This window comes from Chromobacterium indicum (genome assembly GCF_039708975.1).
In the GTDB taxonomy this organism is placed as follows: Bacteria; Pseudomonadota; Gammaproteobacteria; order Burkholderiales; family Chromobacteriaceae; genus Chromobacterium; species Chromobacterium piscinae.
Window position 1 is genome coordinate 378,140 of the sequence record NZ_JAYFSJ010000002.1, and the last position, 16,708, is coordinate 394,847.

The 16,708-nt window shown below is 59.0% G+C and carries 19 protein-coding genes; 3 read left to right on the forward strand and 16 right to left on the reverse strand.

Translation table 11 applies throughout. The annotated features are described in order from the left end of the window. Positions 1 to 44: 44 nt before the first annotated feature. Positions 45 to 923 (reverse strand): PP2C family protein-serine/threonine phosphatase, encoded by an 879-nt coding sequence (locus tag VA599_RS04435; protein WP_021475316.1) that lies wholly within the window; start codon positions 921 to 923, stop codon positions 45 to 47. Further along, positions 920 to 1,831 (reverse strand): serine/threonine protein kinase, encoded by a 912-nt coding sequence (locus tag VA599_RS04440; RefSeq protein ID WP_234004441.1) that lies wholly within the window; start codon positions 1,829 to 1,831, stop codon positions 920 to 922. Before VA599_RS04440 ends, VA599_RS04435 begins: the two co-directional genes overlap by 4 nt. 158 nt (positions 1,832 to 1,989) lie before the next feature. Between VA599_RS04440 and VA599_RS04445 the strand changes: the two genes are divergently transcribed. Next, a complete protein-coding gene (locus tag VA599_RS04445; protein ID WP_346787764.1) occupies positions 1,990 to 2,856 on the forward strand; it encodes a YicC/YloC family endoribonuclease in 867 nt (288 codons plus the stop codon). A gap of 176 nt (positions 2,857 to 3,032) precedes the next feature. On the opposite strand, the gene VA599_RS04450 is transcribed toward VA599_RS04445, so the two are convergent. Both VA599_RS04450 and VA599_RS04455 read right to left on the reverse strand, forming a co-directional pair. After that, positions 3,033 to 3,275 (reverse strand): hypothetical protein, encoded by a 243-nt coding sequence (locus tag VA599_RS04450; protein WP_346787765.1) that lies wholly within the window; start codon positions 3,273 to 3,275, stop codon positions 3,033 to 3,035. A gap of 23 nt (positions 3,276 to 3,298) precedes the next feature. After that, complete coding sequence (locus VA599_RS04455) at positions 3,299 to 4,987, reverse strand: B12-binding domain-containing radical SAM protein (RefSeq protein ID WP_081665800.1); 1,689 nt, start codon at positions 4,985 to 4,987, stop codon at positions 3,299 to 3,301. Between the two features lie 680 nt (positions 4,988 to 5,667). Here VA599_RS04455 and VA599_RS04460 point away from each other — a divergent pair. After that, positions 5,668 to 7,296 (forward strand): methyl-accepting chemotaxis protein, encoded by a 1,629-nt coding sequence (locus tag VA599_RS04460; RefSeq protein WP_346787766.1) that lies wholly within the window; start codon positions 5,668 to 5,670, stop codon positions 7,294 to 7,296. A 67-nt stretch (positions 7,297 to 7,363) separates the two neighbouring features. Here VA599_RS04460 and VA599_RS04465 read toward each other — a convergent pair whose 3' ends face one another. Together VA599_RS04465 and VA599_RS04470 are read right to left on the reverse strand one after the other, a co-directional pair. Beyond that, complete coding sequence (locus VA599_RS04465; RefSeq protein ID WP_346787767.1) at positions 7,364 to 7,813, reverse strand: hypothetical protein; 450 nt, start codon at positions 7,811 to 7,813, stop codon at positions 7,364 to 7,366. 117 nt (positions 7,814 to 7,930) lie between these two features. Then, on the reverse strand, positions 7,931 to 8,137 hold the full coding sequence (locus tag VA599_RS04470; protein ID WP_488153979.1) for a DUF3761 domain-containing protein: 207 nt from the start codon (positions 8,135 to 8,137) through the stop codon (positions 7,931 to 7,933). Between the two features lie 295 nt (positions 8,138 to 8,432). Here VA599_RS04470 and VA599_RS04475 point away from each other — a divergent pair, with 295 nt between their 5' ends. After that, positions 8,433 to 8,702, forward strand: a complete 270-nt coding sequence (locus VA599_RS04475) for an HU family DNA-binding protein (RefSeq protein WP_021475323.1) — start codon at positions 8,433 to 8,435, stop codon at positions 8,700 to 8,702. 67 nt (positions 8,703 to 8,769) lie between these two features. Here VA599_RS04475 and VA599_RS04480 read toward each other — a convergent pair whose 3' ends face one another. The 10 genes from VA599_RS04480 to VA599_RS04525 all read right to left on the reverse strand — a co-directional run bounded on the left by VA599_RS04480 (position 8,770) and on the right by VA599_RS04525 (position 16,577). Beyond that, positions 8,770 to 9,636 (reverse strand): NAD(P)-dependent oxidoreductase, encoded by an 867-nt coding sequence (locus tag VA599_RS04480; protein ID WP_346787769.1) that lies wholly within the window; start codon positions 9,634 to 9,636, stop codon positions 8,770 to 8,772. 69 nt (positions 9,637 to 9,705) lie between these two features. After that, complete coding sequence (locus tag VA599_RS04485) at positions 9,706 to 10,041, reverse strand: EscU/YscU/HrcU family type III secretion system export apparatus switch protein (RefSeq protein ID WP_346787770.1); 336 nt, start codon at positions 10,039 to 10,041, stop codon at positions 9,706 to 9,708. Further along, positions 10,025 to 11,089 (reverse strand): flagellar hook-length control protein FliK, encoded by a 1,065-nt coding sequence (fliK, locus tag VA599_RS04490; RefSeq protein WP_346787771.1) that lies wholly within the window; start codon positions 11,087 to 11,089, stop codon positions 10,025 to 10,027. The genes VA599_RS04485 and fliK overlap by 17 nt, the downstream gene beginning before the upstream one ends. Further along, positions 11,086 to 11,439, reverse strand: coding sequence for a DUF2802 domain-containing protein (locus VA599_RS04495; RefSeq protein ID WP_021475327.1), 354 nt, complete (start codon positions 11,437 to 11,439; stop codon positions 11,086 to 11,088). Before VA599_RS04495 ends, fliK begins: the two co-directional genes overlap by 4 nt. Before the next feature lie 95 nt (positions 11,440 to 11,534). Beyond that, positions 11,535 to 11,870: a flagellar protein FliT gene (locus tag VA599_RS04500; protein ID WP_021475328.1), complete on the reverse strand. Its 336-nt coding sequence runs from the start codon at positions 11,868 to 11,870 to the stop codon at positions 11,535 to 11,537. A gap of 5 nt (positions 11,871 to 11,875) precedes the next feature. Continuing rightward, on the reverse strand, positions 11,876 to 12,295 hold the full coding sequence (fliS, locus tag VA599_RS04505) for a flagellar export chaperone FliS (RefSeq protein ID WP_235047790.1): 420 nt from the start codon (positions 12,293 to 12,295) through the stop codon (positions 11,876 to 11,878). 73 nt (positions 12,296 to 12,368) lie between these two features. Further along, positions 12,369 to 13,739: a flagellar filament capping protein FliD gene (gene fliD, locus VA599_RS04510; protein ID WP_021475330.1), complete on the reverse strand. Its 1,371-nt coding sequence runs from the start codon at positions 13,737 to 13,739 to the stop codon at positions 12,369 to 12,371. 37 nt (positions 13,740 to 13,776) lie between these two features. Further along, positions 13,777 to 14,202 carry a flagellar protein FlaG gene (locus VA599_RS04515; RefSeq protein WP_031295495.1) on the reverse strand — a complete coding sequence of 142 codons (426 nt, stop codon included), beginning with the start codon at positions 14,200 to 14,202 and terminating at the stop codon, positions 13,777 to 13,779. Positions 14,203 to 14,277: 75 nt separating this feature from the next. Continuing rightward, positions 14,278 to 15,126, reverse strand: coding sequence for a flagellin N-terminal helical domain-containing protein (locus VA599_RS04520; RefSeq protein WP_021475332.1), 849 nt, complete (start codon positions 15,124 to 15,126; stop codon positions 14,278 to 14,280). Positions 15,127 to 15,344: 218 nt separating this feature from the next. Then, positions 15,345 to 16,577: a flagellin N-terminal helical domain-containing protein gene (locus VA599_RS04525; RefSeq protein ID WP_346787772.1), complete on the reverse strand. Its 1,233-nt coding sequence runs from the start codon at positions 16,575 to 16,577 to the stop codon at positions 15,345 to 15,347. Positions 16,578 to 16,708: the final 131 nt, after the last annotated feature.

A 16,708-nucleotide genomic window follows, 5' to 3' on the forward strand; every position in this document is an offset into this window, starting at 1 on the left:
TTGGAGGAAGAAATATCGATGGCGATTATAGCAGCCGCGCGCGCTCAGCTGTCCTTGCCCACCTGGCTGGCCAATATTTCCTGGTGCATGGTCGCCAGATTGGACTCCAGGATCAGCCTGCCGGCCTTCTGCGGCGGCGTCTTTTCCGTATCCAAGACGTCGTCGCGCTCGCCCAGCGCCAAACCGTCCTCCAGCAGCGTCACCGCCACCGCCGACAGATTGTCGCCGCCGTTGCCCGCGCGGCGCTCGGCGACATTGATCAGCGCCGGCATCACCTGGTTGACGCTGCGGCCGGAGAAAACTTTTTCCAGCTCGGCGTCCTGCACCTGCGACCAAAGACCGTCGGTGCAGAGCATGATGGAACAGCCCGGACCGATTTCCTGCCGCTCGCCGATGTCGATGTCCGGCTCGCCCGATGCCCCCAGGCAGTTGTAGATCTTGTTGCGCTCGGGATGGGTCTTGGCAGCCTCCTCGGTCAGCAGGCCCTGGTCGATCAACCGCTGAACCTGGGAATGGTCTCGCGAGCGCAGGCGCAGCCCTCCGCCGTCCAGCAAGTACAGCCGGGAGTCGCCCACGTGGCACCAATACAGATAGCCATGCTGCAAAATAGCCACCACCACCGTGGTGCTGGGCACGTCGGGCAGCCGATGGTCGGTTGCGTACTCCAGGATCACCTGGTGCACCGAGCTGATGGCATTCACCAGGAAGCGGTTGGGATGGCTGAGCGTCGGCGCCGCCTGCTGGTAGAACAGCTCGCACAGCAGATCCACCGTGATCTGCGCGGCGACCTCGCCGCGCATGTGTCCACCCATGCCATCGGCCATCACCAGCATCACCGTTTCCTGAGAATGCGCGATGGCCAACCGGTCCTGATTGTAGCTGCGCCCCCCCACCCGGCTTTCCTGAAAGATAGAAAGCTTCATCCCTGCCCCTCTCTATGCCGGCCGCCGGCCAAGCCTTTTATCCAGCCCACCAGGCGATTGCCCTCTCCCGCTGACGGGCGCTCCGGTTGGCTGTACTCCGTCTGCTGCAGTATCTTCTGAATCTCCAGCACCGATGCCGGCCGCTGGTTCGGCTCCAGGGTCAGGCAACGGTCGCACAGGGTGGTCAGTTCGCGTGAATACTGGTAACGGAAAGCCTGGCTGGCCGGCACCAGCAAATCCTGTTCTCGCCGCTCTCTGGCGGCCTGCGGCGTCTCGCCTCCCATGCAGACGTACAGACAGGCGCCTATCCCGTAAATATCAGTCCATGGCCCCAGAGGCTGGTCTTTCTCGTACTGCTCCGGCGCGGCGAAGCCCGGCGTGTACATCGCGGCGAAGTGCTTGTCCTTGCGCGACAGCGTCTGCCGCGAGGCGCCGAAATCCAGCAGCAAGGGCACGCCGCTGCGCCGCAGATAGATATTGGCCGGCTTGATGTCCAGATGCAGCAGTCGCTGGCTATGCACCTCCCGCAATCCTGACAACAATGCGGCGAACCACTTGCGGATCAGCCTCTCCTCCATCCTCCCGCCAACCAGCTCCAGCTCCCGCCCGAGCGAGCGGCCGTCGGCATACTCCATCACCATGTAAACCGTCTGGTTCGCCCGAAAGAAGTTGCTCACCCTCACCACCGCCGGGTGGGATATGCCCGACAGCACCCGGCCCTCCTCAAAAAAGCATTTCAGCCCCAAATTGAAGGCGTCGCGATCCAGCTCGTGCGGCACCGTTATCGCGCGATCCTGCTTGCGCTCCGCCAGATTGCGGGGCAGATATTCCTTGATGGCAAACTTGCGATCGTCATCATCCAAGGCCAGGTAAACAACGCTGAAGCCACCCACCGACAGTTGGCGCACAATCGTATACTCGGCGAGCCGATAGCCTGCCGGAAGCGGAGTCTGCTTGCTGGATTGAGTCATCGAATGGCAGTTGTTATAGTGTCCACTGGCCCTGAATTGAGCTTAGCAAAGCAATTCGGGCCCAGCATTCGAAAATACCGATACAGGAGCTCCGCATGATATTGAGCATGACTGGCTTTGCCGCCGCCACCCGGGAATTCCCTGGCGGAATGTTGAGCTTGGAAATCCGCGCCGTCAATCATCGCTACCTGGACATCCAGATGCGCCTGCCGGAGGAACTGCGGATCATCGAACCGCAGCTGCGCGAGCAGATCGCCGCCCGCGTCACCCGCGGCAAGCTGGAGTGCCGCGTCGGCCTCAATCAGGTGGACAGCGCCGCGCCGACGCTGGAATTGAACCAGGCCTTCCTGAACCGCCTGCTGGAAGTCTCGCGTGAGGTGCAAAAGCAGAACGGTGAAAGCAAAGGCCTGACGGTCGGCGAACTGATGCGCTGGCCTGGCGTGCTGAAAAGCAACGAACTGGCGCCGGAAGTGCTGCACCAGCTGTGCCTGGATGCGCTGCAGACCGCGCTGGCAGACTTCAACGCCTCGCGCGGCCGCGAGGGCGAGAAGCTGAAGGCGGTGCTGATCGAGCGCATCGAGGCGATGGACGCCATCGTCGCCGCCATCAAGCCCAAGCTGCCGCAAATCCTGGAGAACTACATGGCCAAGCTGTCCGGCCGCCTGCAGGAAGCGCTGGGCAGTGTGGATGAGGACAGGCTGAAACAGGAATTCGCGCTGTTCGCGCAAAAGATAGACGTGGACGAGGAGCTATCGCGCCTGACCACCCATCTTTCCGAAGTCCGCCGTATCCTCAAGTCTGGCGGCCAGTCCGGCAAGCGGTTGGATTTCCTGATGCAGGAACTGAACCGCGAGGCCAACACGCTGGGCTCCAAGTCGGTCTCCACCGACACTACCCAGGCCTCGGTAGAGCTGAAGGTGCTGATCGAGCAGATGCGCGAGCAGATCCAAAACATCGAGTAAGCTTTCACGACGCGTCACTGCGTGTCATTGAAACCACAAAAGCCCCGTCAACCGGGGCTTTATTCATTTCAAGTCGTGCCATTGAGTGTCAACAAAGCGCACGCTTGCCGTGTACCCAAGGGGTGCCCAGAGTGCTATTCACAGGCTCGTTTGGATACACCCGATCTATTCGCTGTTCAAATTTTTGACGTTCCAGCAGCAATGAGGGCTTGAAGCAGCCACTCAGTATGAGGTGGAACATGAGTAAGCAAATCAAGGCCTGGATCAAAGCCAGGGAGCGATTTGAGCGCCATTTCCATGGCGCTGGTCTTTGGCTGCGCTTTCACAACGCCGCCTCCCCCTGCAGTCGCCATGAGCGCATGACTCACATCAGGGACCAAATGCCAAGAGCCGCCCTCTCTCCTGAAAGGACGGCTCATGGCTCCCGCCTATATATCCCGCGCTACCCTGTTTTCAACTCGGCCTCAGTCCAATCCCGGAACGCCAAGGCATGATCCTGAAAATATTTACTCCAGAAGGGCGTCGCTTGCACCATGTCCTCCAACCGGGTCCACAGTTCCTCATTAACCGGCCCACCGCCCATCAATCTCTTGCACTCAATGATTTTATACATCGCCAGAGCATGGTCATTACGCAGCAACAAGACATTTTCGAATGTCTCCAATGCACGCTCATAGTTTCCGTATTTAATATCAGAGTTGCGCAGAAAATTCATTTCCAGATTGATGTCATAAGCAATGGACTCAATTTGCGCAGGCGTAAAGTCCTTGGTTTCGACTACGCATCGCTTATAGCCCGCCATGCGTATATCGCCTTTTATCTGGCCGTTCTTGACCGCATTGATGTACATCTCGCTGCCCGCCAATGGCGTCGCAACATTGATCCGATACCAGTTCGCATCCAGAGAGCGCAGGAATTCCCGGGTATCGTTGATGTCATTCAATGTTTCGCCAGGCATGCCGATGATGATGTTGCAGTCGGTGTAGATTCCCAAATCTCGGCAATCCGCAACAACCCGGTTGGTAATGGAAAGCTTCAGCGGCTTCTTCATCACCTCCTTCAACACTCTTGCGCTGCCTGATTCGACTGCGAGCGTCAACTGCCTGACGCCGGTACGGTGCAACTCCTCCAACATGGGCCTATCCAGCGCATACAATGCAAGCGCATTCGGGAAGAAACAGGTCAAATTCAGCTTTTGCGCGATTTTCAAAACGCTGGCGGCCCATTCTTTATCCCAAAGAAACATATCATCTTCGATAACCAGCGTATTGGGAGCATACTTTTCACATAGATCGAATAACTCGCGCTCTATCCTCTCTATCGTGAAGCTCCGCATTTTCCGTCCGTGCACCGTATGCGCGGCGCAGAATGTGCAATGAAATGGACAGCCTCGGCTCCCCATATACGTAATATAATTTGTTCTATCACCAATGGAAGTGTATGCCTTGATGGTTGGATTAAGGTGGTAATCCTTCAGATCAATGCAGTCATAATCCAAATCGGGGATCTCATCCAGATTAGAAATAAAGTTATGCTGATACATCGCACCCTGCTTCAGATTCTCTTTAGTGATCCATTGAGCAGAGCCATTGCAATAATCAGCCTTGTTTTCCGCCGCCATCAGTTCTGTGATAGGCAACTCGCCTTCGCCAAAGCAGAGCGCATCAAACGCATCCGGGCTATCGGAGAAAAGCTCTCGATACATGGTTGTCGGCAAGTTACCGCCGCATATTCTGAACGCGCCCGGGAAAATCTTTTTAGCGACTGCAGCCAATGCCAACAGGTTGTCATAGCCGGTAATGAAAAGAGATGAAAATCCTATCAAATCCGGCTCGAATCCAGACTGTTTTATAGACAGGAAAACCTCTTCAAACCAGTCATGGAATGAGGTTGCCTCCGGGCTATCCCATGTTTTATGTATTTCCGTATTGAAATCCACGACCTGGACCTCGGCATTGCATCTATCTTTCAGCCAGGCGCTGATGGTCAAGACACCGAGAGGAACATCAGTGATCAGAACGCCATATTTCCGTCCATTCTTGTGCATCCAGTATTTGCTGTTTGCGGACGGATTGACAAACGCCTCGAAGGTGATGTTAGGCGGAATAATCAATAAACACTTGGAAGACATTACCGACCTCGCTAACTTGCAATGAGAGGATTACATCAAGATCAAGCATTGGCATGCTCTCCAACGCCTTCTATACGTCACATCTATTGCCTTATTGCAACACCACCGTGGCTTGGCAGATATTACGCCCAATCCCCGCAAAAGTATGATTCCGGATCACCGCCAGCCGACCGGTCCGCAGAACAGTATCCGCATGTGCGATGGTGACAGGCACATGCTCTCGCACACTCTTTTCAAAGCTCCCTACAGAATATCGGCGGCAAGCCGGCAATCTCAAGCCTCTCTCTACACGACGACGACACACCGCTCTTCGACGGTCACACGCGGCTGTCACAGCCAGACAGGCCCTGCATGCACGGTACGAGCGCACAAAGGACCAGCGCGCCGCAGCGAGCGCTTCAGCATGCCGTTTTCACGGCAAGCACCTCGAGGCGAATCTCTATTGTTCTAGACCAAATGCCAGCCGCCTCCTGGCTCTGCTTTGGGATGGGAAGCAGGCAAACCCGCTCCAAGCACGCCTCAAAACCTGTTCGCTCTCTCCCTCGAAACTGCGAACAGGTTCTCAGCCCCGATGCAGCCGCACCCGCCCTTGCCGAAAACCTGTTGGTCCCGCATCAAGCACCTAATATAAAGATGGCCATTCATTTAGCCCGCAGATAGAACAACAGTGGAGAAGTACAATGCTTTATCAACTGACAGTCAGGCAAAAGCTCTTCGTCGGATTCGGCTCGCTACTGGCGATGTTGTTGATCGTCGTGGGCATGGCGATATTCAAAATGGATGGCCTGCAACAAAAAACCAGGGACATCACTGGCAATCGCTACCCCAAAGTGGTGCTGATCAACCGCATCACGACCACCACGCTGGACATCGGCCGAGGCGTGCGCAACGCTATCATCGCACCTGATCCTGAGATGATCGAATCGGAGATCGCGAAAGTGGAAAGCATGCGCGCGTCCAACACCGAGGACATGGCAGCCTTGGACACGCTCATAGTGACGCCGCAGGGCCGCGAGCTGATGGACAAAGTAAAGCAGACGCGCGCCGTGCTGGCTCAGCAATACGCGCCGATGTACCAGTTGGCCCGAACCAACAAGGGCACGCCCGCCTATCTGTTTCTGAAGCAGCACTTCGCGTCATCCAACAATGCCTTCATGGCGGCATTGAAGGAACTGGCCAAATATCAGAGCGATAAAATGCAACAGGCGGTGCAAGACGGCCAGGACAGCTACACCCAGGCCCGGCACCTGATGATCATGGTGACCTTGCTCGCGCTGGCGCTGGGCGCGATGGCCGCATGGTTCATCTCCCGCCTGATCACCGCGCCGCTGCACCGATCGGCGCAACTGGTACAGCAGATCAAACAGGGAGACCTATCCGGATCCGACGAGCCGCTGCCGACCGCGCGCGACGAGGCGATCACCATCGCCCGCGACATTCAGGAAATGCGCAAGGGACTGCGCGAAGTCGTGTCCAACATCCAGCAAAACGCGCACAACGTGTCCAACGCCGCCCGCGAATTGGCCAGCATGTCGGAAGAAGTGGCCGGCGGCGCGCAGCGACAGTCCGAAGCCACCACGTCGGCGGCCGCGACCATCGAGCAATTGACGGTCAGCATCAACCATGTCGCCGACAATGCCGATCAGGCATCCGGCCAGGCGCGCGCCGCCGGAGAGCTGGCTAGCCGCGGCGGCCACAATGTGCAAGCTTCCGTCGGCCAGATCGGCACCGTGACGCAGTCTGTCTCCAGCACCTCGGAGCAGATGCGGTCGCTGACCGATGAAGTGCAGCGCATCGGCAATATCGTCACCGTGATCCGCGACGTGGCCGACCAGACCAATCTATTGGCCCTGAACGCGGCGATCGAGGCCGCCCGCGCCGGAGAAATGGGCCGCGGCTTCGCCGTGGTGGCGGACGAGGTTCGGAAGCTTGCGGAGCGCACCACCAGTTCGGCTCAGGAGATCACCCAGATGATAGGAGCGATCCAGCAGAACGCCCACCGGGTAGTGGACAGCATGGCGGGCAGCCTGACCAGCGTGGAGGCAGTCTCGGGCAGCGCCAACGAGGCGAGCAGCTCGATGCAGGAAATCGAGAGCAGCACCCAATCCATCGTCGGCACCATCGCCAGCATCACCTCCAGCCTGGCGGAGCAACGGGCGGCCAGTTTGACGCTGGCGCAGAACATGGAGCAGGTGTCGCAGATGGCGGAACAGAACAGCGCGACGGTGGAGGAGCTGGCCACCACTTCGAGCGAGCTCAATTCCCTGTCGCAGAATCTGCAGCATGTCACCGCCCGCTTCAAATTGTGAGCGCAAGTCCGGCAGGCGATAAAACGGCGGCGGGGCTCTTGCCCCGCCTAGCGAATTGACCGCTCGGTCAGCGCGCCGCTAGTTGCGCCCGCGCCTGGCTTCGCGCCTGACGAGCGGCTGCGTCGGCATCCACTCCCGGCCTCAGCGCATGAATGGCCTGGCCCAATGAATCACCGGACATCATCTTGTCTTTGAGTTCGCCGAAGGGAATGCCGAGATTGCTGCTGACGTGGACCGCAGCCACGAAGCTGCCCAGATTGCGGAAGCCGGCGGCGGCTTGCTGCACATCGGCGCCCGGCGGCAACTTCGCGGCCAAGCTGGCGGACAGCCGGGAATCACTGGCCAGCTTGTCCGAGACGCGCTTGCCTGAGGCCGCATCCGCCGCCCCCATTCCCGCGTGGGCCGCGCCATTGCCCTCGCTCTGTCCGTGGCCACCGCCATGCCCGCCAGGCGCAGACCACGCAGCCGGTCCCGCCAGCGCGAGCGCCGCGCACAATAAACAACTGATCGACCTCATCGCTCGCTCCTCCATCCCGTGCCTGGATCGGTGAATTACTTTGACATGAAATATCCGATAAAATTCCTTACCAGACAAAGGCTTGCACAACCGACATTTCAATACCACACTCTGCCATCAGCGATACCATTCCGCCACGCCTCGATGGCCGGAACAGGTGCCTCGATGGTAGGTGCTGAAGCTGTAGCTGCCATCTCGGCAGCGGGCGGTGGCGTTGGCCGGCTTGCTTTTGGCGTGGATGGGTTTATGCACCCGCACGCCATCATGATTGACGTAGCTGTCTTCGGTCACCAGATTGCTGGACCCCGCCACTCGCTTGGCCATGGCAGGCTGCCAGGATAAGGCCAATACTGTCGCCAACACGGCGATTCTCGCTGCTGCCAACATTCACGCTCCTTGAGATTCCATGCCGCAAACACGGCATTCAAAACTTAACCAAACTATCTCGAGCATGATAATCCATGGAAAATCAGATAGAAACGTTCTGTTTCTTGCGGCGGCCATGCCACGGTCAAGGATATGGGATGGGCATTTACAAGCCGGCCCATCTTTTTTACCTTTCTTCGCAGCGTAAAATCGCAGAAAATGAGGTTTTACTCCTCTTGAAAGACTCATTGCCATGACCAAAGCCGAACTGATTGCCCTTCTCTCCGACAAGTCCGGCCTGACCAAAGCCGATGTGCTGCGCGTTCTGGGCGCTTTCGACGAAGTGCTGCTGGACACCCTGGCCAGCAACGGCGAGATCAGCATCGTGGCCGGCAAGTTCAAGGTAAAGGAAACCTCCGCCCGCACCGGCCGCAACCCGAAGACCGGCGAAACCATCCAGATCGCCGCCAAGCGCAAGGTTTCCTTCGTCGCCAGCAAACAGCTGAAAGACCGCATCGCCTGATGCGAGCATGACACGGATATGAAAAGGGCCGCGATATCGCGGCCCTTTTTGCGTGCAAGCGTGAAAGTCAGTTCTGCTGCCAGATCAATCTGGCAATGGCCGAGGAGTCCAGCTCGCCGTCGCCCTGCTCCACCAGCTGGTCTATCAGCTGCATCGTGCGCTCCGCCGCCGGCAGGCTGATGCCCTGCTCGCGGGCGGTGTCCATCACGATGTGCATGTCCTTGGCGTGCAGCTTGGCCTTGAAGCCCGGCGCGTAGTTGTCGTCTATCATCCGCTGGCCATGGACATCCAGCACCCTGCTCTGAGCGAAACCACCCATCAACGCGGCCCGCACCGGGCCGGGATCCACGTCGCAGGCCTTCGCCAGCTTGACGATCTCGGCGACCGCGGCCACGCCGACCGCCACCGCGATTTGATTGCAAGCCTTCGCCACCTGGCCGGCGCCGCTGGCGCCGATGTGGGTGATGGTCTGGCCCATCGCCTGCAGCGCCGGACGCGCTTTCTCAAGCGCCTCGGCCTTGCCTCCAACCATGATGGTCAGCGTGCCGTTGACCGCGCCGACCTCGCCGCCGGACACCGGGCAATCCAAGAAATCGATACCCTTTTTCTCAAGCGCGGCGGCGATGCGGCGCGCGCCATTGGGCGCGATGGTGCTCATGTCGACGCATACCAGGCCGGGCCGGGCGCCATGAGCCGCGCCCTGCTCTCCCAACAACACCGCCTCGACATCGGCGGTGTCCGAGACATTGGTCACCAGCACGTCCACCTGGCCAGCCAATTCGGCCGGACTCGCCGCCCAGGCTGCGCCGGCCGCCAACACGTCGTCCGCGCTCTGCCGCTTGCGCGCCCACACGCTCACGTCAAAACCCGCCTTCAACAGATTGAGGACGCAGGGACGCCCCATGATGCCCAGACCGATATAACCAATGCGCATTCCGCTCTCCGATAGAAAAACAGCGATCGGACGAGGATAGGGGATTGTCGATGACGGCGCCAGAGGCGCTCAGGGATTGCCGGCGGGTTCGCGGCGCCCGGCCGACCAGTCTTCGAACGCCGTGTCCTTGCCGCCTGCCTGGCGTTCCAGGTAATAGATGAAAGCCAGGATTTCGGCGACGGCGCGGTACAGTTCGGGAGGAATATGCTTGTCCAGGTCGACTTGCATCAACAGCGACACCAGTTCAGGCGAATCGTGGACGAACACGCCGGCGTCCTGCGCGCAATCGATGATGCGCTGGGCCATCTGGCCGTAGCCCTTGGCCACCACCTGCGGCGAGTGCTGGCCCTCTCGATAGGACAGGGCTACCGCGGAGCGGCGCTTGTCGTCATTCTGCTGATTCATGCTGCTTCACTACCAGGCTGGCCAGATTCAGACCCGCGGCGGCCATGCCGCTCTGCAAACGGGCCGCGTTGCGCTGTATCATCTGTCCGGTTTCCCCTTCATCGGCGCTGAACATCACCTGCACCGACTGTCCCACCATCCTCAACCGCACACCCATGCCGCCCAAAGATGGCAATTCCAGCGACAGGCTGGTGTTCCACACTGGAATCTCCTCCTCCCCGCTGCCTTGCCTCTCGTTCTCGGCCTTTTCCTGCTCGATCTGCAGTTGCATCGGCTGCCCCGGCCAAGCCAGGCCCTGAAACTGCATCGCCCTGTTCTCCAGGCCGTCCAGCTGGCGTTGCACCAAGCTTCCCAGCTCCTGCATCTGCGGCTTGAGCTGGTTGCTTTTCTGGTCATCCTCCAAAATATGCAAAGGCACGCTCAGCTTGGCCTGCGGCTCAAGCTTCAGATGCTCCAACGGGTGCTGGCCGTTGCTGAAGTCCTTCAGATGAGATTCGTAAAACAGGCCGCTCTGCCTGACGTCCTGCTGCAGCTGCTTGGCCACCTGCGCCGGCGGCTGCTGGGCGACATCCAGTTGCAAGGGTTTGCCGGCAGCCCGCGCGGAAGAGCCTGCCGCATCCGGCGTCGCCGACTCGGAAGACGTAAGCAGCGCGGTCAGGTAACGGGACGCCTGGCTGAGCTTGACTGCGACCGAGCCATCCTGCGGCGCGGCGGCGGCGCCATCCTTGCCGCTGTCCAGCAAAGCGAATGTCAGCGACGGCTGCAGCGACACCACCTTCAGATTGAGAGTGTCACCGGAAGGATTGGCCCCTTGCGGGAGGCTGAGCGTGAACAGCGCGTTCTTGATCAGCACAGCCAACTGATTATTGCCCAGCTGATCCGCTACCTTGGCGGTCAGCAGCTCACCCACCATCAGCGACGGCAGCTTGGACGGCTGGCTGAGAGCCTCCAGCAGCCGGGAGCCGTCTATCGAGGTTCTCAGCTGGTTGGCGGTTGGCGCCGAACCCTGCGTATTGACGGGAAGATTGGTGGGCAGCGATGGAATCATGAAGTCGGGCTATTACGGTAAAGGGATACGATCAACTCCGCCTCGCTGCGGGAAATGCCGCAACGCGACGCTACTTCGGAAGCGGTCAGCCCTTGCCGGATCATTTCGATCGCCTGATTGTACGGGCTCAATCCCGGATCGCTGTGATTGCGGTTCTCCGCTCTCGACTGCAGGCGGGAAACATCGCGCTGCAAAGCGCTGATCTGCTGCTGCAATTGATCCAGATACAGAGAAGTGACACTGTCGCGCTTGCTTTCCAGTCTCTGCAGCCGGCTGTACAAATAGGCGACCGCCGCCGCCAACGCGAGCCACAATAAGACCATCAGATAAGGAAAGAAGGCACCGGACATGGAGATTGCCCCTAGGGTGAGATCCGCACTGACTTAAGTGTATGGCGAAATGCGGCGCAACCCAAGCCAAAACCCGGCGCTTGAATGCGCCCGCGTCATCCCTTGTACTGGCGGCGAAGCTTGGAACTCTGGCTGAGCGTGCGCAGCTCGCTCTTGACCTGGCCAGCCCAGTTGGCTAGCTGGCGCTGGGTTTCTTCACGCACGATGAGAACCCTGCGCAAGGTCTCGCGCTGCTCTTCGCTCAGACTGCTACGCGCTTCCTCCGACTCCAGCTGCTTCAGCAATTGCTGCACGCCGGACTCGCTCCGGCCGTGCAGCTCCGTGAACCGCGGATGATCACGCTTGGACGCCGCCTCCAGCATCTGCCTGCTCAAAGGCTCCAGCTCGTCGATCAAAGCCGGCAGGCCGCGCTTTGCCCTGGGTCCCGCCATCGCCGTCATTCCCCGCTCTGGCCGGCCGCCTGCTGTTGCGCCGCGCCGCTCCGGTCCACTTGCTGCCAAGCCGGAAGAATGGTTTCCAGCAAGCCTTTCACCTCGGCCAGAATTTCCTTGTCATTCTTAAGGCTGGCCTTGGCCAACCTGAGTTTCATATACAGGTACAGATCGTTCAGATTGGATGCGGCATCGGAAGCCTGATCCAACTCCAACGCGACGCGCAGGCCTTCCAGAATATCAACCGTCTTACCGATCATCCGGGCCTTTTCCTCAAAACGACCGCCGTCAATCGCCACGGCCGCCGAAGCCAGGGCCTTGATCGCACCCTCGTACAGCATCACAACGATTCCGACCGGACTCGCCCCATACACGGCAGTCTTCAAGGCGTCGTTGGCGTACGCCTGATTGAACTGCTTAAGCATCCGAGAATTCAGCATGGGTCACCTTCAAATATTGCGGGCGGACGATCCGCAAAGACGTCCGCCCATTTTCAACTTATCTGCTGGAAATCATATTGAACAGGCTGTTGGAGCCCGACTGCATTTGCGCCAAAGTCTTGTTCAAATTCGTGTACTGCTGCAGCAACTGCGATTGCTTGGTATCCAGGCGCGCCTGCAATGAACTCTGCAACTGGGTTTCCGTGCTGACCTTCGACCTGATGGTCGATTTACTGGTTTCAATCACGCCGCTCGGTCCGAGCATGCTGTTGATTTCGTTATTGAAACGTTGGGCAAAACCGGTATTCGCGCTGTTGCCGAACAGATTGGTCACCGCCTGCTTGTCTTTCTGCAGCGCATCGTTGAACGCCGTCTGATCCAATTTCAGCGTGCCATCCTTCTGCAAGGAAATGCCGACCTGAGCCAAGAAAGCGTAGGATTTGACCGGGTCCACGCCCGCCACCGGCGTACTCAATACCTGCTGCAGCCGGCTCTGTATATCCAGCACCGACGCGCTGCCTTTCAACGCGCCGCCGCGGGCGGCCTTCACGTCGCCAACCACCTGATTGTAAGCGTCGACGAAAGACTGCAGGTTCTTGCCCACCCCGGCGCTATCCGGCGACATCGAAACCGTGAATTCGCCGGCCTTGTACAAATCGATGTCGACCCCAGGCACTGCGCTGGACACCTTGTTGCTGCCCGCCGTGATCGCGACGCCATTCACCGTCAGCTTGGCATTGCCCGCATCGCGGGATTCAGTCCCTGCGGCAGGGCTCTGCGACAACCCCGCCAGCGTCGAGCCCGTCGTGGAGTTTGAGTCGCTGCTGCCGGTGCCGGAGACGATCTTGAACTGGTTATCGGTGCCGGATGACGCGGAATTCAGCACCAGCTTGTATGTGCTACCGTTCTGGACGACAGTGGCGTTGACGCCGATGCCGGCCGCATTGATCTTGTCGTTGATCGTCTGCAGGGAAACCACGTCGCCCGGATTGTCGCGCAATTTGACGGTCTGCGTCTTGCCGTTGATCTGGAACGAAATCGTGTCCGGCGCGCCGCTGACAGCCGCTTTGGGATCGCTGATCGTGGCGCCGCCCGACTGGTCGAACACCAGTTGCCGGCTGGTGGCCAGATTGTCGACCTTGATCTGGTAGGTGCCGGGGCTGCCGCCGCTGGTCGCGGTCACGGCGCCCATCGAGGCATCGCTGACCGACGCCTTGAATACCTGCAGGAAACGGCCGGAAGACAGGCTGGACAACGCCGTCTGCAATGCAGACAGGGAGGAGCTTAGCTTGCCTACCGTACTGAGCTGGGTGTTGTATTGGTCGGCCCGCTTCTGACTCGCGTTCAGAGGCTGCCGCTCGATCATCATCAACTGGCTGACGATGCCCTGTACATCCAATGCGCCCACGGAACTGGTAATGGCTGTCATGTTATCCCCATGTTATCGCCGCATCGGGACAAATAGATCAGGCTTTGTCCTTCAGCAATAGGCCCTTGAAGTCGCCGATCGCCTTGGCGATGCGCAACGCCTCTTCGGACGGAATCTGACGAATGACCTTGTTGTTCTCCTTGTCGACCACCTTCACCACCGTAGACCCGGTGTCTTTGTCGACGGAAAACTGCAAGGAACTGCTGTAAAGCGCCGCCGTGTTGTTGAGCTGGCTGACGGAATCCTGCAGCTGCTTGCTCAACGACTGCTGCTTCTGCTGCGAATCGGCGGTGGACTGCTGCTGCTGGCTCTGCCCAGCCGCGGCAACAGCTTGCGTCGTATCGGCCAGAACAGGCTGGCTCTGGTCATTGGACGATGCCTGGTTCAACTCTACCAACTGCTGACGGGGTACCGGAGCGGCCGTCGTCGGCGCGGCTGGCGATAATATGGAAGGGATTTGCATGATTACGCTCCTCATGGCCACAGCTCCGGTTGCCCAACCGGAGCTGTGACTGGCTTTACCATCAGTGTACTACTGTTATTGCAGCAGCGTCAGAGCCGACTGGGGCAGAGTATTCGCTTGCTTCAGGATAGACGCGCCAGCCTGTTGCAGAATCTGGTTCTTAGTCAGGTTAGCCGTTTCCGAAGCAAAGTCCACATCCACGATCCGGCTATTGGCCGCAGTCAGGTTTTGCACGTAGTTCTGCAGGTTGGCCACTACCGCGTCAAACCGGTTTTGCACCGAACCCCAGGTGGAACGCACCGTCGAAATTTCCGCGATGTCCGAATCCAGCGACGACAGAATGGCCGAGGCGCCCGACTGCGTGGTGATGTTGATCGTGCCGGTGGCCGTCAGCGCCGAGCTGTAGCTACACAGCACGCCCGCGGAGGTCATATCCTGCGACGAAATCGAAACCTGGTTGCTGCTGGCGCCGGACGAACCCACTTGGAAAGTCAGCACCGCGCTACCCGACAACAGCTGAGTGCCGTTGAACTGGGTGGTCTGCACGATACGCGAGATTTCCTGAGTCAGCTGGTCCACTTCGTTTTGCAGCTGCGAACGGTTGGTGTTGCTCACCGAGGCGTTGGACGACTGCACCGCGATTTCACGGATACGCTGCAGGTTGTTGGCGATCTGACCCAGCGCGCCTTCAGCGGTCTGACCTACGGAAATACCGTCGTTGGCGTTGCTGATCGCTTGGTTGTTGCCGCGGATGGCCGAAGTCAGGGTCTGCGAAATCGCCAGACCGGCGGCGTCGTCCTTCGCGCTGTTGACGCGCAGGCCGGAAGACAGACGTTGCAGCGACTTGGTCAGCGACATCTGCGAGTTGTTCAAATTCAGCTGCGCCTGCAGCGACGATACGTTGGTGTTGACGGTAATAGCCATGGTGACTCTCCTGGTGCTTTGTGTGGGCAAAACTGCTTGCTTACACAACTTATCGACCGAGGAGTTCTGAACTTTATGGCCAAAGTGTGAATTTTCACACTTGACGCAATAGCAACTACCACATTACACCTATTTCATCCCTTTTCCCTTCATCCTCAACACCTAGCGTTCTGGCCGCCTGGCCGGAAACCCGGCCAGGCGGCCAGCAAGCATCAGCTTTATTGCAGCAGCGCCAGCGCGGCCTGCGGCAGCGAGTTGGCCTGCTTCAGGATGGAGCCGCCAGCCTGTTGCAGAATCTGGCCCTTGGTCAGGTTGGCGGTTTCCGAAGCGAAGTCCACATCCATGATGCGGCTGTTGGCCGCGGTCAGGTTCTGGGTGTAGTTGCCCAGGTTGGCCACCACAGCGTCGAAACGGTTCATCACCGAGCCGAAGGTGGAGCGCAGGTCGGAAATCTTGGCGATGTCCTGAGACAGCAGGTTCAGCGCCTTGGCCGCGCCGTCCTGCGAGGTCACATCAATAGTTTTCACCGCCGCCAGATTGGCATTAAAGGAGTGCAGGCCGCCGCTGGCACCAATAGTCGGATTGGCGTTGCTGAATGTGGTCTGGGCATCCTTGGCGGCATCCATTTTTGTCCTAGCAGCATCCAACGCCGTTTTTGCATCAGCTTTCGCAGTACCTACCGTAGGATCCGCAGCCTGCCAAGCCTTGTCGGCATCTTCCACCGCCTTGCTCTTGGCCGCGAGGTCAATATCCAGATAGGATTTCTCCGCATTCAACGACTTGCGCTTCATTTCATCGGCAGCAGCCTGTGTCACCCCGGGGTTAGGCGCGCCAGTAGTGGCATTGGCAACAGCTCCGTATGCCGTCTTTGCGGCATCCCACGCGGTCTTGGCATCTGTCGCAGCCTTTGTCAGGTCCGCCGTAGAGCCAGAAAGAGTGTTCGGGGTCGACTGGGTCAGATCCACGGTCTGGATGCTGATCTGGTTATCCGCCGAGCCCTCAGAGCCGACCTGAAAGGTCAGATTAGCGCCGCCGGACAAAAGCTTGGTGCCGTTGAACTGGGTGGTCTGGATGGTGCGGGAGATTTCCTGGGTCAGCTGGTCCACTTCGTTTTGCAGCTGCGAACGGTTAGTGTCGCTGACGCCGCCGTTGGACGCCTGCACCGCGATTTCACGGATGCGCTGCAGGTTGTTGGCGATCTGGCCCATCGCGCCTTCGGCAGTCTGCCCGACGGACACGCCGTCGTTGGCGTTGCGCATCGCCTGGTTGTTGCCGCGGATGGCGGAGGTCAGGGTCTGGGAGATGGCCAGACCGGCGGCGTCGTCCTTGCCGCTGTTGATGCGGAAGCCGGAGGACAGGCGCTGCAGCGACTGGTTCAGCGACATGCTGGAATTGTTCAGGTTCAGTTGCGCCTGCAACGAGGACAGGTTGGTATTGACGGTGATTGCCATTTGATTCCCCTTGTCGGCCCAACGGCCGGAATAAATTCGTGCCCGATGTCCCAGAGATCGGTCGAACAAGGGAAATGCTTATGAAAATGGTATTATTACCAAACAATTCCATTAAAGATGGAAATTGGAAA

Coding starts and splice junctions, on each gene's coding strand:
- VA599_RS04455 (WP_081665800.1), bottom strand. CDS start 4,987: ATGTCTTCCAAGTGTTTATTGATTATTCCGCCTAACATCACCTTCGAG.
- VA599_RS04480 (WP_346787769.1), bottom strand. CDS start 9,636: ATGCGCATTGGTTATATCGGTCTGGGCATCATGGGGCGTCCCTGCGTC.
- fliK (WP_346787771.1), bottom strand. CDS start 11,089: ATGATTCCATCGCTGCCCACCAATCTTCCCGTCAATACGCAGGGTTCG.
- VA599_RS04470 (WP_488153979.1), bottom strand. CDS start 8,137: ATGGCCAAGCGAGTGGCGGGGTCCAGCAATCTGGTGACCGAAGACAGC.
- VA599_RS04475 (WP_021475323.1), top strand. CDS start 8,433: ATGACCAAAGCCGAACTGATTGCCCTTCTCTCCGACAAGTCCGGCCTG.
- VA599_RS04515 (WP_031295495.1), bottom strand. CDS start 14,202: ATGCAAATCCCTTCCATATTATCGCCAGCCGCGCCGACGACGGCCGCT.
- VA599_RS04520 (WP_021475332.1), bottom strand. CDS start 15,126: ATGGCTATTACCGTCAACACCAACGTATCGTCGCTGCAGGCGCAGCTG.
- VA599_RS04450 (WP_346787765.1), bottom strand. CDS start 3,275: ATGAGCCGTCCTTTCAGGAGAGAGGGCGGCTCTTGGCATTTGGTCCCT.
- VA599_RS04500 (WP_021475328.1), bottom strand. CDS start 11,870: ATGGCGGGACCCAGGGCAAAGCGCGGCCTGCCGGCTTTGATCGACGAG.
- fliS (WP_235047790.1), bottom strand. CDS start 12,295: ATGCTTAAGCAGTTCAATCAGGCGTACGCCAACGACGCCTTGAAGACT.
- VA599_RS04495 (WP_021475327.1), bottom strand. CDS start 11,439: ATGTCCGGTGCCTTCTTTCCTTATCTGATGGTCTTATTGTGGCTCGCG.
- VA599_RS04460 (WP_346787766.1), top strand. CDS start 5,668: ATGCTTTATCAACTGACAGTCAGGCAAAAGCTCTTCGTCGGATTCGGC.
- VA599_RS04485 (WP_346787770.1), bottom strand. CDS start 10,041: ATGAATCAGCAGAATGACGACAAGCGCCGCTCCGCGGTAGCCCTGTCC.
- VA599_RS04445 (WP_346787764.1), top strand. CDS start 1,990: ATGATATTGAGCATGACTGGCTTTGCCGCCGCCACCCGGGAATTCCCT.
- fliD (WP_021475330.1), bottom strand. CDS start 13,739: ATGACAGCCATTACCAGTTCCGTGGGCGCATTGGATGTACAGGGCATC.
- VA599_RS04435 (WP_021475316.1), bottom strand. CDS start 923: ATGAAGCTTTCTATCTTTCAGGAAAGCCGGGTGGGGGGGCGCAGCTAC.
- VA599_RS04525 (WP_346787772.1), bottom strand. CDS start 16,577: ATGGCAATCACCGTCAATACCAACCTGTCCTCGTTGCAGGCGCAACTG.
- VA599_RS04465 (WP_346787767.1), bottom strand. CDS start 7,813: ATGAGGTCGATCAGTTGTTTATTGTGCGCGGCGCTCGCGCTGGCGGGA.